We start from the raw sequence: 12,833 nt of genomic DNA, 5'->3' as shown, positions 1-12,833 counted from the left end.
GCTGTGCCTGGGAGGACATATCGCCTACCAGCGACGTCAATTGCCCTGTCATCTCGGCGATTTGTCGTACAAGGCCATGGATCTTTTCCACGAACAGGTTGAACGAATTCGCCAGCGCCCCCAGTTCATCGTTACTGGTCACCGGCAGCCGACGCGTCAGGTCGCCATCGCCCGCCGCAATGTCATCGAGGTTCTGTTTGATCGCCAGCACCGGCTTGACGATGCTGTTGCCCAGCCACACGCCAACCACTGCCACCAACAGCAGCAAACCGGCGGCCAGGGCGAGGATGTACGCGGTGTACACACCGATGCGGCTGTAGCGATCGGTGGCAATGGCCTGCACCTGGACTTCGATGTCATCGAGGTTCACCTGGGTACCGAACACCAGGTCCCATTTGTCGAGGAACACCGTGTAGCCGAGTTTCGGCACTGGCTTGTCGCTGCCCGGGGTCGGCCAGTCGTAGCGGAAGTAGTGGGCGCCTGACTTGCCAGCGTCGACCAGACCGCGAATCACGTAGACGCCATTGGCATCTTTGGCGTCGATAAAGCTCTTGCCGATATCCAGGTCTTTGTTGGCCCAGAACACCCGAATACTGGCGGAGTTGTAACCGTAGAAATAACTTTGCTTATCGTAAATCAGGGTCTTGAGCACGTTGACCGCTTTATCCCGCGCAGCCATATCGCCGGGTGCCGAGGCGTCATAGATCGGCTGGATCGCCGCCTGGGCAATTTCCAGATAGTGCTTGAGTGAGAGTTTGCGCTCGTCTACCAGCAGCGTGCGGGTCTGCTCGACTTCTTCCGAGGCCAGCTTTTGCAGCACCAAAAAGGTGATGCCGCTGATCACGGCGGCCAGCAGCAGGCTCGGGATGATCGCCAGAAGAATAACTTTGCTACGTAGATTCAGCGCCACGATCGGGTCCGTCCCACTCAGGAAGTATTGAGGTAATGTTTCAGTCTATCGACTTCGGCAGCAAAATATTGAGTTGTAACGTCATTTGACGGTCAGCACCGCTGACAATTGCGCCACCAACGTGTGCACTTTGGGCAGTGATTCGCGGCTGCGCGGCCAGGCCAGGTACAGGGTCAGGCCCTGGGTCGCCAAATGCGGCAGGATCACCACCAGTTCGCCGCGCTGCAACTGTTCCTTGATCAACCATGTAGCCAATTGGGCGATACCGTAGCCCGCGCAGACCGCCGCCATCTGTGCTTCGCCATTGCCCAGCACCATGCGTGTAGCGCCCGGCGGTGATTGCTCGACGCCCTCGGCGAACAACCAGGGGCTGACACTGCCATCGGCTTTGCCGTACAGCACGCTGGCATGATCGGCCAGCGCTTCGGTCGTGGTCGGGGTGCCATGGCGTGCGAGGTAGTCCGGTGCGGCGCAGAACACCAGGCACTCTTGGCCGAGGCAGCGATGCCCTACCGCCGCGGGCCAGATGTCCTGCCCACCAATGCGCACCGCGAGGTCGATGCCCTCCTCGAGTAAATCGACGAAGCGATCGGTGAACGATACGTTCGGGCGTAATTTCGGGTGCTGGGCCGCAAATGCCAGGATCAGCGGCAACACCTGCAAGCGCCCGTAAGACGTCGGCAGATCGATACGCAGGGTGCCGGACGGTTCCGCACGCTGGGCCGCAAGCACTGTTTCCGCGTCTTCCAAGTCTTCGAGGATTCGGGTGCAGACACCGTAGTAAGTGGCGCCTGCCTCTGTCAGCGCCAGACTACGGGTGGTGCGCTCGAACAGGCGCATGCCCAGGCGATTTTCCAGCCGCGCCACACTTTTGCTCACCGCAGAATTGCTCAGGTACAAGCGCTCGGCGGCGGCGGTAAAACTGCCCGCATTGGCGACGGAGACGAAGGTGGCAATGCCTTTCAGGCGGTCAGTGGGCGACATGGGCAAGCGCTGCTATTGATGAATTGAGTTCCATAATGCGTGGAAAAATCACCCGCGATAAGAATCCGTTTCTCCAATAAGCTGCCGTTCTTCTTTTTACCCTGAGTGATGGCGATGCCTGCCCTGGATTCAACCGCCTCTACCGCCTCGCTGAACCCCGTCCGCGCCGGCGGAGCGAATGTGGCCATCGCGATTCTTGCGCTGGCGGGTTTCGTGATCGTGACCACGGAATTCCTGATCATCGGCCTGTTACCGGCGATGGCCCGCGATCTGGGGATCTCGATTTCCAGCGCCGGGCTGCTGGTCACGCTGTTTGCGTTTACCGTGATGCTGTTCGGCCCGCCTCTCACGGCGTCGCTGTCGCATCTGAACCGCAAGCAGGTGTTCATCGCCATTGTGCTGATCTTCGCCGCCTCGAATGCCTTGGCGGCGTTGGCCGGCAATATCTGGGTGCTGGCCCTGGCGCGCTTCATACCGGCGCTGGCATTGCCGGTGTTCTGGGGCACGGCCAGCGAGACCGCGGGTTTGCTCGCCGGTCCCGAGCGCGCCGGACGCGCGGTGGCGCAGATCTACCTGGGTATTTCCGCCGCGTTCCTGTTCGGTATTCCGCTGGGCACGGTGCTGTCTGATGCCGTCGGCTGGCGCGGTGCGTTTTGGGCGCTGTGTGTACTGTCACTATTAATGGCCCTGTTGTTGTGGACCTGCATGCCATCCATGGCACCCACTCGGAAAGTTCGCCTCGCCGAGCAGGCAAAGATCCTTACCAACGTCGCCTTCATCTCGCATTTGCTGCTGTCGGTCCTGTTGTTTACGGCCATGTTCACCGCCTACACCTACCTCGCCGATACCCTGGAACGCATCGCCGGCGTGTCTTCGGCTTGGGTCGGCTGGTGGTTGATGGGCTTTGGCGCGGTGGGTTTGATCGGTAACTGGCTGGGCGGGCGGTATGTCGACCGCAGCCCGTTAGGTTCAACCGTGGCCTTCGCCCTGCTGCTGGCGTTGGGCATGAGTGCCAGTGTACCGTCCGTCGATTCCTGGCCGTTGCTCGGAGCGGTGCTGCTGGTGTGGGGCGTGGCGCATACCGCTTTGTTTCCGATCTGCCAGATCCGCGTGATGAAAGCCGCACCTCAGGCTCAGGCACTGGCCGGAACCTTGAACGTCTCGGCCGCCAACGCAGGGATCGGCCTTGGCTCGATCATCGGCGGCCTGACCATCGAACAATGGGGGCTGGGGATGGTCGGCTACGTCTCCACCTTACTGGCAGGCCTGGCACTGCTGATGGCGTGGATCACAGCCCGGGTCAGTGCAACGCCTGAATCCTGAACACAGGCTTACTGAGGAACTGATAGCAGCGTTTTTTTTTCCGATAATGGCAAAAGGCTCTTCCCTGCGGCGTAACAACCAAGCGACACTCGGGAATGTCGTAATTGTGGGCGGGCTTTTTGTCCCTACAGGACAAGAAATCGCCAAAAGGGAGCTATGAACAGCCATTCAGGTAAGGGAATTTCCTTCGCCAAACGCATCTATTTGCCGCGCGCGTTCGGCTTGGGCCTAGGCACGTTTTGCGTGGCTGCGGCTCTGTATCCCCTGAACCCCTCCGCGTGGGTATGGGTGGTGATGCTGCTGAACGGTTTCGTCTGGCCGCATGTGGCGTACCAAATATCCCGCCGTTCCCCTCAGCCGTACGCGGCAGAGCGGCGCAATGTGCTGCTTGACTCGCTGTTCGGTGGCTTCTGGGCCGGCGCCATTGGCCTCAATCCGCTGCCAACCGTGTGCATTCTGGCGATGATGGCCCTGAATAACATCGCCACGGGTGGTCTGCGCCTGTTCTGGCATGGCTGCACTAGTCAGTTACTGGGACTGGTGATCGCGTACCTGTTGTTGTCGCCGCCGTTCGTGTCGATCAATACCCCGCTGCAGCTCTATACCTGTCTGCCGGTGTTGGTGATTTACCCCATCGCGGTGGGCCTGATCTGCTATCGCCTGGCGCTCAAACTGTCCGAACACAAGCATGTACTGGGCAAACTCAGCCGTACCGATAGCCTGACCGGCTTGCTCAACCACGGTGCCTGGAAGGACCTGCTGCAAATCGAGTTCGACACCTGCCGTGCCCTGGCCCGCTCCACCACCATTGCCCTGATCGATATCGATCACTTCAAAGACATCAATGACACCCACGGGCATATCGTTGGCGATGACGTGCTCAAGCAATTGAGTGTCGAGCTGATCAAAAACCTGCGCGACACCGACCTTGCCGGGCGCTACGGCGGCGACGAATTCTGCGTCATCCTGCCCAATACCCAACTCAGCCAGGCCACTGAAATCCTCGACCGCCTGCGCATCATCGTCAGCAACTACCGCGACCTGCGCTTCCCCTCGCTGGGCATGAGCCTGAGTATCGGCGTTGCCCACTACGGCCCGCACCTCACCGACGCAAGCATGTGGCTCAACGAAGCCGACAAAGCGTTGTACGCGGCAAAAACCACCGGCCGCAATAAAATCAACTTCGCCTCCCTGGAACTCGACACCTGCTCGCTGCTGTCCTCCAATGCAATCTAAGCCCCGTCACTAACGCCCGGAACGCATCAGGAAGTCGGCGAGACTGGAGACTCGGCCCATGCTGTAACGCAGGTAATCGGTAACGATTCGGCGCAGGGCTTGTTTCAGGGTTTCGGGTTGGCTTGGGATGGTTGCGGGTTGACGGATGTTTTTTAGCTTTCCGTTGGTTTTGTTTTTTAGCAGTACCGGGGTATCCCCGGTGAGATCGTACTTTTCTTTGGACCGAGTGTTTATAAAGTTATTTTCTATATATTCATGCTTCTCAAATTTCGCGCCCAATGGCGGTACTTCCGCACCCTTGGCAGAGAATCTATTGATGACTTGCTCCATGAATTCGAAGTCACTATAGCGCATCGGCCCATAGTCCTTATCCAACGAGAGACGTATGAACCCGTGATCCAGCTCCGTGGTTTTCAGCGCCTCGCTGGCCAAGATACGCTTTGCTGTTGCAGCGTCCTTGTCAGTAAAACTGTAGAACATCATATGCCCTTCTACGTCGAACGCAGTTCCTTTATTATGGGGAGCCATGTACCTCCCATTATCGTGCTCCCGATAATCAGCCAAATCAAAACCCAACGAATCGACGTACCCCAAGTCAGCGCCCTGCTCTTGGGCAAATTCGTAGACCTTACCCAGTAGCTGTCTATCGCCCACTGTAAGAAAATTAACCATAGGCGAAGAATTTAGAACGCCGGGGGTCACGTTTGCCACCCTGGGAAGCCTATAGTTCGGATCATTAGTAAGCCACAAGCGCTGCCTTAGTAAAGCTTGACCACTGATGGATACCGACGAAGAAAGCAAGCCCGACTTCTGGGCATTGGCAGTCGAGGATAGCTCAGGTTTTGGTGAGGCACTCTCCCGAACTGAGGGGGATAGCAGATTGGGCTGTACCGAAAAATCTTTAATATTCATATTAATTCCTTATCTCAAAAAACCTCTGACGACCGCATCGCCAGAGGTATTCAGACAAATCTCTACCTTCTCCCCTAGGCTCCCCGGAAACATTGTCGTATTCCACAAAACATTCCTCTATCGCGACATCATCATCGCCCCCTCGGATAATCCGAAGACATCGGTCGAAACACTGAAGTTGCCTTATGCCCCGGCATCAACATCGATACCGGCGCCATGGATTTAGTCACGGAAAAATCTCCCGCAACACTCGAAACAGACACCAACAACAAAACCGCAGGCAATAGTGTTCTCATAGCGAAATACTCAATTTTCGAAGTTTTAAAATTATTAACCGTTACGTTTACAACCAGAAAAAGCACTCATTATCCGATACAGGCACCTCGTTCAGATCAATACAGTTCACGTCTTGAGATGATGAGTTAACGCCCGGAACGCATCAGGAAGTCGGCGAGGCTGGAGACCCGGCCCATGCTAAAGCGCAGGTAGTCGGTGACGATTCGGCGTAGTGCTTGTTTCAGGGTTTCGGGTTGCGTGGATTGCGCATTTACGGCTTTACCTTTGTTTTTATTTGACGTTGAACCCGACTTTTTCTTGGGATCAAGATATCTTTCCTGGGAGAGGCGCTCAACGACGTCTCTTTCCCACTTGTACTGAGAAAACCGTCCATTCAATGACGACACTTTATCTCCTCGGGCAGAGAACTTATCTATCATTGCTTCCATAAATTCGAAATTCGGATGATTCAACCCCCCATACTGAACATTAGTCTTCTGCCGTATAAATGCCTGATCCAGCCGGGAGGTCTTTAGCGACTCACTGGCTAAAATACGTTTGGCGGTCGCGGCATCTTTATCGGTAAAATCGTAAAAAATTTTACGACCCTCAATATCGTAGATTCCTCCAACGCTTTGAGGTTGCTTGTATTTTTCGTTATCCGACTGTCGATAACGACCCAGCGAAAATGCCAGGTTATCCACATAGCTCAAGTCGGCCCCTTCCTCTTGGGCGAACTCGTACATATCGGCGAGCACCTGACGATCTTCTTTATTTAAAAAAAACGCACAGGACCCGGTTTGCGTTTTAAAATTAAACTCCTTGATAACTTCGGGTTCAAAATTCAGATTTTTGCTAAAGAACACGCGCGTCATCAATAACGTTCTTCCACTGATGGAAACAGATTCTCCAGGCCTGTACGCAGAGACTTGTTTGGTTGCAGGCTCGCTGACCGAGTTGCCTGTACCATTTGACATATGCAAAGGTTCAACCAATTGAACATCAGGGGATCGCGAACCTGCAATATACATACTGCTCTCCTTATCAATAGGGAAACATCACGCCTTAATGGGAGACGTGATGTTTTACACCTTAGTAGTAGCTGTAATTGAACGTCATCGTATCTTGGCCAGCCGGCCGACTATTCTGCTTCCCGTCCTGCGCGTGATGCCGAACGTACAGAGACACACCCACATCAAATCGCTGCGTATTGAATCTCTCAATCTTTATCAGCGCGTTCGGGCTGGCATCAATGCAATTATTCAACCCTCGCTGACTGACAGACATAAAGCAAACTTCGACCGTCTCCCCGATACTATTCGGAAAATAGGTAGTCCGCAGTTGAATAGAGTTCAACCGAGGCGTCTTCCACCCCCGACCCGGAAAGTCCGCCATCCTCATCGTGTACATCGCGCCGCCGGCAACCCCCGGCCGCGTAATTGAAAACGGCGTCACCGATCGGGTGATCGATTGATCCGCCATCACAGCGCCGGATACCGACACCAACAACAAAACCGCAGGCAATAGTGTTCTCATAGCGAAATACTCACTTTTCAAAAAGATTCATTTAAAAAACAACGCATTTACAACCAGAAACAACACCCGTTATCCCGATACAATCCCTCCCTATTAATCGCTACTCAATTCGCTTTATCGGTTCGAACAAACCCAGGAAACAAACCAAACACTTCAACTCCTTCCGTCGTCGATTGCCCCAGTGAAACGCTCACTCGTCGGCCATGGGTTTCAGGGGTGCGTCGGAAGTTGACGAAGTGCTGGCCCTGCTGTTCGTCGATGGCGTCGTGGGGGACGATCAGGGCTTTGGGGTTTTGGTAGGTGATGATCGACAACCGCGCGCTCATGCCAAGGCGAATGTGCTGTTGTTGTGCGGCGGTCAATGTCGGAAGGGCGACGCTGAGTTCGTAGGACGCGCCGCTGCCCTCGAATTCCGATTGCAGGACTTGCGAGCCAACGGTGGTGACGTTGCCGTTGAGCAGGACGCCGTCAAATCCGCTGCCGGTGATGTCGACCGGCAGGCCTGCGCGCAGTTGGTTGATGTCACTTTCGTCGACTTTGGCCACGACCTTCAGTTGTTCCAGATTGGCCAAGCCCATGAGCGACTGCCCTTGACTGACGCGGGCGCCTTGTTGCACGGGGCGCGCGTGGGTGTCGGAGCTGTTGCCAGGCAGGCTGACGACAATGCCGGCGAACGGCGCTTTAACCTCGCGCTGCCCTTCCAGCGCCTGCAATGCCTGGTGCTTGGCCGTGGCGTTGGCTAACTGCATGTCGGCAATCTGTCGATTTTCGCCGCGGCCTTTGTCCTCGACTTCCTTGAGCTCGGCTTGCGCGGCTTTGACGTCAAGGCGCTGCATCTGTACTTGCTGCTGCAACGCGTCCAGCTCCATGCGCGGCACGATTCCGCGCTCGTGCAGAACGCGGGTTTCCTCGAGTTTGCGTTGGGTGTCATTCAGATTCAGCTGGCCGGTGCTCAGCGCCCTGCGCGCCCGGGCCATGTCCTGGCCGCTGGCCCAGCCCTGCAAGTCCTGCACCGCGCGACGGGCCTTGAGCAGTTCCGCCTGGGCTTCCCGCAGCTGGATTTGTAACTGCGCGGTGTCCAGCCGCAGCAACACTTGCCCGCGCTCGACCTGCTGCCCTTGCACCACCGGCTTGTCCAGCAACGTGCCGTCGAAGGGCGCGCTGATGGTCAGCGACATCCCCGGCTGAATCCGTCCGGCCAACCCCAGGCGCTGCACCAGTGGCGTGGGGCTGACAGGCAGCCACTGCTCCTGGTGGGTGATGGCGGATCGGGCATCAATGTAGAAAAACAGCCCCACGGCACTCAGCAACACACTACTCGCCAGCCCCACTGCCTTGGTCCGACGATTGCCGGCGAAAATTCGTTCAATCATTGAGGGCGATCTCCCAACTCTGCAATGTCATGCCTAGGCGCTCATCCAGTTGCGTCTGCGCGTTGAGGTAAGCGATCTGTGCGTTCAGCGCGGAGTTTTCCGCCTGGCGTAAATCGCCCTCAAAACTCAGGACCTGGAAGTTACTGGAGCGCCCGACCTGTAACTTGTCGCGCTCGATGTCCAACTTGCGTCGCGACAATTCGCGCAGGCGCTGGGCGATTTCGTACTGGCGCCAGCGGGTGCCCATGTCGCGCACGGCGTCGCCCACCTCGCGCTCCAGCATCTGCCTGGCTTCAGCCTGACGGAGGGCCTGGTCTTGCACCGCAACGTGCGCCCGCACCACCGCTTGGCGCGCGCTCAAATCACCGAGGGGGATTTCCAGCTGAATGCCGACATAACTGCCCCAGCGCTGCTCGGCCTGTCGCGGTTCGATGTCGAGGTGGCGATTGCGCGCCTGACTCGCGCCCCCCACCAGCGACACATCCCAGAGCTGCTGGTCTTGCGCGAGCAACAGATTGATGTCGGCTTGTTCGGCCGCCAGCAATTGCTGCAAATAGTGCGGTTGCCGGGTCAGCGCCAGTTGCAGCGCTTGCTGTTGATCGATGTCCAGGCGCTTGGCATCGACTGGCTCACTGGCCCGCAGCACAGTGCCCAGATCCAGCGCCAGCAGGCGCAGTAACTCCCGGCGGCTGGCGTCCAGTTGATTGGCGGTTTCTTCGGCGCCCAACTCCTGGCTGGCCAGATCCGCTTCGGTCTGCACTTGCTCGAAGGGCGCCATGCGTCCGGCAGTGATCAGCGCCTGGTTTACTTCCAGCAATTGCCGAGAGCGGGCCAGCGCAGTTTGCGCGATGCGTTGTTGTTCCTGCGCCCGTACCAACTCGCGGTAAGCGGTGACAATCTGGGTGATGGTCTGCGCCACCGTGGCGTTCAGTTGCAGCTTATTGCTGCTTTCACTCAAGCGCGCCAGGCGTCGCGGCGCCGTCACAATGTCGCGCCCCGCCCCGCGCAGCAGCGGTTGAACGATGCCCAGTTCGAGGCCGTTGTCGAGCTTGCGTCCACCCCGGTCCGCGCGGTTCAAATGCTGTGCCCACGACAGGCTGAAACGGGTGCCCCACTCGTTGGTCACCGTGGCCGAGGGCGTCAGCGTGTAATCGCGATGACGCTCATCATTGCCTCGATTGGCCTGGGCTTTATGGGTAATCCGCGTACGCGGGGTGAAGGCATCTTCCGCTACGCGCAAGTCGAATTTATGCGCAATGCGTTGCAGGTACGCGCTGCGAATACTGCGGTTATCGCGCAAGCCGAGGTACACCGCGTCAGCCAGGCTTAGCTCCAACCGCTGCTCTGACAGCGCCACCACCCTGACCAACGCCATGCTCGGCTGCGCAGGCCGCAACGATTGGGCGCTGCACAGGGTGTGGGCACTGAACGCCAGCGCGGCCGGAATCCACAGGCGCCGACGTCGTGAAACCGCGCCCACCTGCAGGCCTTTATCGCGACTGGCCTTATTCATTGCGCAGGCACGTTCATTCGCCCGCCTCGAGGCTGGCCACCACGTTTTGCGGGGATTCCTCGGCAAGCATCCTCCACAGTGGTTCGTGCAGTTTCAGCTTGCCGTAGAGTTCCTCCTCACGATGCAGATGCTCGACCTGCACCTCGCGATAGCCAAACAGATAGATACTCTGCTCCACCGGCAGCAATGAATCGAAGTGTTCGATCAGCCCCAGAAACACCAGCCGCCGCTCCACTGTTTCGCGGGTCGTGGCGATCAATTTGACAAAAAAGCGGCTATCGGATGCCCGCAGCTCCTCGAGGGCGGCATAGCGTTCGGCCAGGTTGTAGGTCCGCGTGTCGTCGTAGACCACTGCACACAGGGTTCTCCTCGGCAGACCCGCGAACGGATTCTTGGCAAATGCCCGGCGATGATGACGGGCCAGGGCGAACCTTATCGAGCGCTCCGTCAGCAGCCGGCGTAGCGGGTCAGCGCTGTCAGGCAGCACTTGCAGGTCCGGTGCTTGCCGACCCTGCTCCGCCACCTGGGTCGCAAACGCGGCCAGTAGCCCGGAAGGTCCGCAGATTCTCGACTGCAGTTCCTGTAGTTGCGGTTTGGACAGCGCGAACTGCCGCGCAGCCAGCGTCAGGCAATCCGTTGGCAGGCACTCGGCAAGGCTACCGAGTTTGATCCGGCGAGGTGTTTGAACGATTGCATCAGCGGTGGTCATAAAACATCACTCCAGTTGTGAATAACAAAGACATCCAGGTCTTGTGTCGCGGCGGTCACTCGTCCCGCAGCGCCGTGATCGGCGACAGCCGCGACGCCGAAATCGCCGGGTACAGGCCAAAAAACACCCCCATCAACAGAGAACTGCCGATACCCAGCGGCAACGACAGGGGCGAAAGGCTGAACTGCCAGCCAGAAAACCAGGCAAAACCGTAGGCCGACGCCACGCCAAGCACGGCGCCCAACGTGGCACCGACGATAGAAAGGGCCACGGCCTCAAGCAGAAACAACCGACGGATATCTCGCGGGCGGGCGCCCAGGGCCATGCGCACGCCAATCTCGCGGCGGCGCTCGATAACGTTCATCAGCATCACGTTCATCACGCCCACACCGCCCACCACCAGGGAAATGCCGCCCAACCCCGCCAGTAACCAGGTGAAGGTGTCGGCCTGGCGTTGCAGCCCTTCCAACAATTGTTGCGGTATCTGTACGCTGACTTCACGGCCGTCCAGCCGCTGTTTCAATTGCGCTTCCAGCGCCACGGCGGTGGCGGCAAGGTCCGCATCGGCGACGACCCTGGCCACCAGGTTGCCAATCTCGGCGGATGGTCTCAGGCGACGCAGGCTGTCAAGGGACACCCACACCGACTCGTCCGCCAGGATCGGCAACAAGGTGTTGTCTGACTGGCTGGCGGCGATGCCGATCACCTGAAACAGGTAATGGTCGATTTGCAGCACATCGTTGACGTGCAGCGGCCGGCCCCGCACCCGCAAGTCCTCAGCCACGCGCGCGCCGACCACAATGAAGGTGGCGCGTTGATCGAGGGGCGAAATGAAGCGGCCGCTGTGCAGGCGCAGGCCCATGATGGCGGCCAGATCAGTCGTGGTCCCCACCAGGCTTGCGTCGGCGTGGACACCCTCGCGACTGACGCGCACCGACTGCTGAGTCAGCGGTGCCAGATCGGACACCTGCGGCAACGCCTGGCGGATTGCCTGAACATCGAGGGTGATGGGCAACGGACGCTTGTTGTCGGCGCTGAACGGAAAACTGGCGACCAGCGTGTCGGTGCCCATGTCCTTGAAGGTACGCAGGGCCTCATCGGCGGCATTGCGACCGACGTTGAGCAACGCGATGATCGAGGCACTGCCGATCACAATGCCGAGCAAGGCCAGCACTGATCGGCGACCCAGCAATCGCAGGCTGTCGATGGCCTCGACGAACACTTGCGACCCCGTTGGCGCAGACATCGACTCAGCACCGGCCATGCGTGGCGCCCTCCTGCAATTGACCATCGATCACCCGAATCCGCCGCTCGAAGCGCTCGGCCAGCGCGGTATCGTGGGTCACCATCACCAGCGTCACCCCACGCTCGCGGTTCAACTCCAGCAGCAGCGCCATAATCTCCTCGGCGGTATGGCTGTCCAGATTGCCGGTGGGTTCGTCGGCCAGGATCAGGCTGGGGTTTCCCACCAACGCACGGGCAATGGCCACCCGCTGACGCTGCCCACCGGACAGGTCGGCAGGCTTGTCATGGGCCTTGTCCGCCAAACCCACCTGCTGTAACTGTTGCAGTGCCTGACAACGCGCTTCCCGTCGCGGCAAACCGCGATAGCTCAGCGGCAAGGCCACGTTGTCCATGGCGCTCAGCCGTGGCAGCAGGTTGAACGCTTGAAACACAAAACCAATGTCACGATTGCGCAGACGGGCCAGCACGTCGGCATTGGCGTTGAGCATGTTGTGCCCGGCAAACATCAAACGGCCCGACACGGGCGACTCCAGCAGCCCGAGAATATTCAACAAGGTACTTTTGCCCGAGCCGGACGCTCCCACCAAGGCGGAGGTTTGCCCGCGCATAAGGGTCAGGTTGATATCGCGCAGCACCAGGACCGCCTGCCCACCCCGCGAGTAACTCTGGCTGACGTTATGCAACCTCAACAACTCGGAAGCGCAAGATTCAATTCCATTATTCATTGCCTACTCCCCCTTATATTCATACAGACAGCCGACTGCGCACCCCTTCATCGGAGTACCCAACTTAAACTTGCCATTAAGCGCAAGACGA

11 protein-coding genes and 1 pseudogene are annotated in these 12,833 nt (G+C 58.4%); 2 read left to right on the top strand and 10 right to left on the bottom strand.

Annotation, left to right across the window (positions count from 1 at the left end; genetic code table 11):
* Nucleotides 1-88: 88 nt before the first annotated feature.
* Both ACF0H7_RS05665 and ACF0H7_RS05660 read right to left on the bottom strand, forming a co-directional pair.
* Nucleotides 89-820 (bottom strand): annotated as a pseudogene (locus tag ACF0H7_RS05665) (cache domain-containing protein); the annotation flags it as partial.
* A gap of 171 nt (nt 821-991) precedes the next feature.
* The gene (locus ACF0H7_RS05660; protein WP_397451810.1) at nt 992-1,894 is read right to left on the bottom strand and encodes a LysR substrate-binding domain-containing protein; all 903 of its coding nucleotides are present in this window, start codon (nt 1,892-1,894) and stop codon (nt 992-994) included.
* Nucleotides 1,895-2,008: 114 nt separating this feature from the next.
* Here ACF0H7_RS05660 and ACF0H7_RS05655 point away from each other — a divergent pair, with 114 nt between their 5' ends.
* Together ACF0H7_RS05655 and ACF0H7_RS05650 are read left to right on the top strand one after the other, a co-directional pair.
* The gene (locus ACF0H7_RS05655) at nt 2,009-3,217 is read left to right on the top strand and encodes an MFS transporter (RefSeq protein ID WP_397451809.1); all 1,209 of its coding nucleotides are present in this window, start codon (nt 2,009-2,011) and stop codon (nt 3,215-3,217) included.
* A gap of 156 nt (nt 3,218-3,373) precedes the next feature.
* Entirely contained in the window at nt 3,374-4,453 is a 1,080-nt protein-coding gene (locus ACF0H7_RS05650) for a diguanylate cyclase (protein ID WP_397451808.1), read from the top strand.
* 9 nt (nt 4,454-4,462) lie between these two features.
* Here ACF0H7_RS05650 and ACF0H7_RS05645 read toward each other — a convergent pair whose 3' ends face one another.
* From ACF0H7_RS05645 to ACF0H7_RS05610, 8 genes are all read right to left on the bottom strand, one after another.
* A complete protein-coding gene (locus ACF0H7_RS05645) occupies nt 4,463-5,365 on the bottom strand; it encodes a hypothetical protein (protein WP_397451807.1) in 903 nt (300 codons plus the stop codon).
* 422 nt (nt 5,366-5,787) lie between these two features.
* Complete coding sequence (locus tag ACF0H7_RS05640; RefSeq protein WP_397451806.1) at nt 5,788-6,672, bottom strand: hypothetical protein; 885 nt, start codon at nt 6,670-6,672, stop codon at nt 5,788-5,790.
* Nucleotides 6,673-6,733: 61 nt separating this feature from the next.
* Nucleotides 6,734-7,177, bottom strand: coding sequence for a hypothetical protein (locus tag ACF0H7_RS05635; protein WP_397451805.1), 444 nt, complete (start codon nt 7,175-7,177; stop codon nt 6,734-6,736).
* 104 nt (nt 7,178-7,281) lie between these two features.
* Complete coding sequence (locus ACF0H7_RS05630) at nt 7,282-8,550, bottom strand: efflux RND transporter periplasmic adaptor subunit (protein WP_397451804.1); 1,269 nt, start codon at nt 8,548-8,550, stop codon at nt 7,282-7,284.
* Entirely contained in the window at nt 8,543-10,063 is a 1,521-nt protein-coding gene (locus ACF0H7_RS05625) for a TolC family protein (RefSeq protein WP_397451803.1), read from the bottom strand. Before ACF0H7_RS05625 ends, ACF0H7_RS05630 begins: the two co-directional genes overlap by 8 nt.
* Nucleotides 10,064-10,076: 13 nt before the next feature.
* Nucleotides 10,077-10,772, bottom strand: a complete 696-nt coding sequence (locus ACF0H7_RS05620; protein WP_397451802.1) for a hypothetical protein — start codon at nt 10,770-10,772, stop codon at nt 10,077-10,079.
* A gap of 55 nt (nt 10,773-10,827) precedes the next feature.
* Nucleotides 10,828-12,036: an ABC transporter permease gene (locus ACF0H7_RS05615; protein ID WP_397451801.1), complete on the bottom strand. Its 1,209-nt coding sequence runs from the start codon at nt 12,034-12,036 to the stop codon at nt 10,828-10,830.
* On the bottom strand, nt 12,023-12,742 hold the full coding sequence (locus tag ACF0H7_RS05610; RefSeq protein WP_397451800.1) for an ABC transporter ATP-binding protein: 720 nt from the start codon (nt 12,740-12,742) through the stop codon (nt 12,023-12,025). The genes ACF0H7_RS05615 and ACF0H7_RS05610 overlap by 14 nt, the downstream gene beginning before the upstream one ends.
* Nucleotides 12,743-12,833 lie beyond the last annotated feature (91 nt).

The sequence above is a fragment of the Pseudomonas sp. NA-150 genome, from assembly GCF_044336365.1.
Classification (GTDB): Bacteria; Pseudomonadota; Gammaproteobacteria; order Pseudomonadales; family Pseudomonadaceae; genus Aquipseudomonas.
Note: the sequence above shows the minus strand (reverse complement) of the source record. Positions and strands in the feature narration are given on the sequence as shown.

What these genes read in the sequence shown, in the direction of transcription:
- ACF0H7_RS05660 (WP_397451810.1), bottom strand. Translation starts at nt 1,894, where the DNA reads ATGTCGCCCACTGACCGCCTGAAAGGCATTGCCACCTTCGTCTCCGTC.
- ACF0H7_RS05655 (WP_397451809.1), top strand. Translation starts at nt 2,009, where the DNA reads ATGCCTGCCCTGGATTCAACCGCCTCTACCGCCTCGCTGAACCCCGTC.
- ACF0H7_RS05650 (WP_397451808.1), top strand. Translation starts at nt 3,374, where the DNA reads ATGAACAGCCATTCAGGTAAGGGAATTTCCTTCGCCAAACGCATCTAT.
- ACF0H7_RS05645 (WP_397451807.1), bottom strand. Translation starts at nt 5,365, where the DNA reads ATGAATATTAAAGATTTTTCGGTACAGCCCAATCTGCTATCCCCCTCA.
- ACF0H7_RS05640 (WP_397451806.1), bottom strand. Translation starts at nt 6,672, where the DNA reads ATGTATATTGCAGGTTCGCGATCCCCTGATGTTCAATTGGTTGAACCT.
- ACF0H7_RS05635 (WP_397451805.1), bottom strand. Translation starts at nt 7,177, where the DNA reads ATGAGAACACTATTGCCTGCGGTTTTGTTGTTGGTGTCGGTATCCGGC.
- ACF0H7_RS05630 (WP_397451804.1), bottom strand. Translation starts at nt 8,550, where the DNA reads ATGATTGAACGAATTTTCGCCGGCAATCGTCGGACCAAGGCAGTGGGG.
- ACF0H7_RS05625 (WP_397451803.1), bottom strand. Translation starts at nt 10,063, where the DNA reads ATGAATAAGGCCAGTCGCGATAAAGGCCTGCAGGTGGGCGCGGTTTCA.
- ACF0H7_RS05620 (WP_397451802.1), bottom strand. Translation starts at nt 10,772, where the DNA reads ATGACCACCGCTGATGCAATCGTTCAAACACCTCGCCGGATCAAACTC.
- ACF0H7_RS05615 (WP_397451801.1), bottom strand. Translation starts at nt 12,036, where the DNA reads ATGGCCGGTGCTGAGTCGATGTCTGCGCCAACGGGGTCGCAAGTGTTC.
- ACF0H7_RS05610 (WP_397451800.1), bottom strand. Translation starts at nt 12,742, where the DNA reads ATGAATAATGGAATTGAATCTTGCGCTTCCGAGTTGTTGAGGTTGCAT.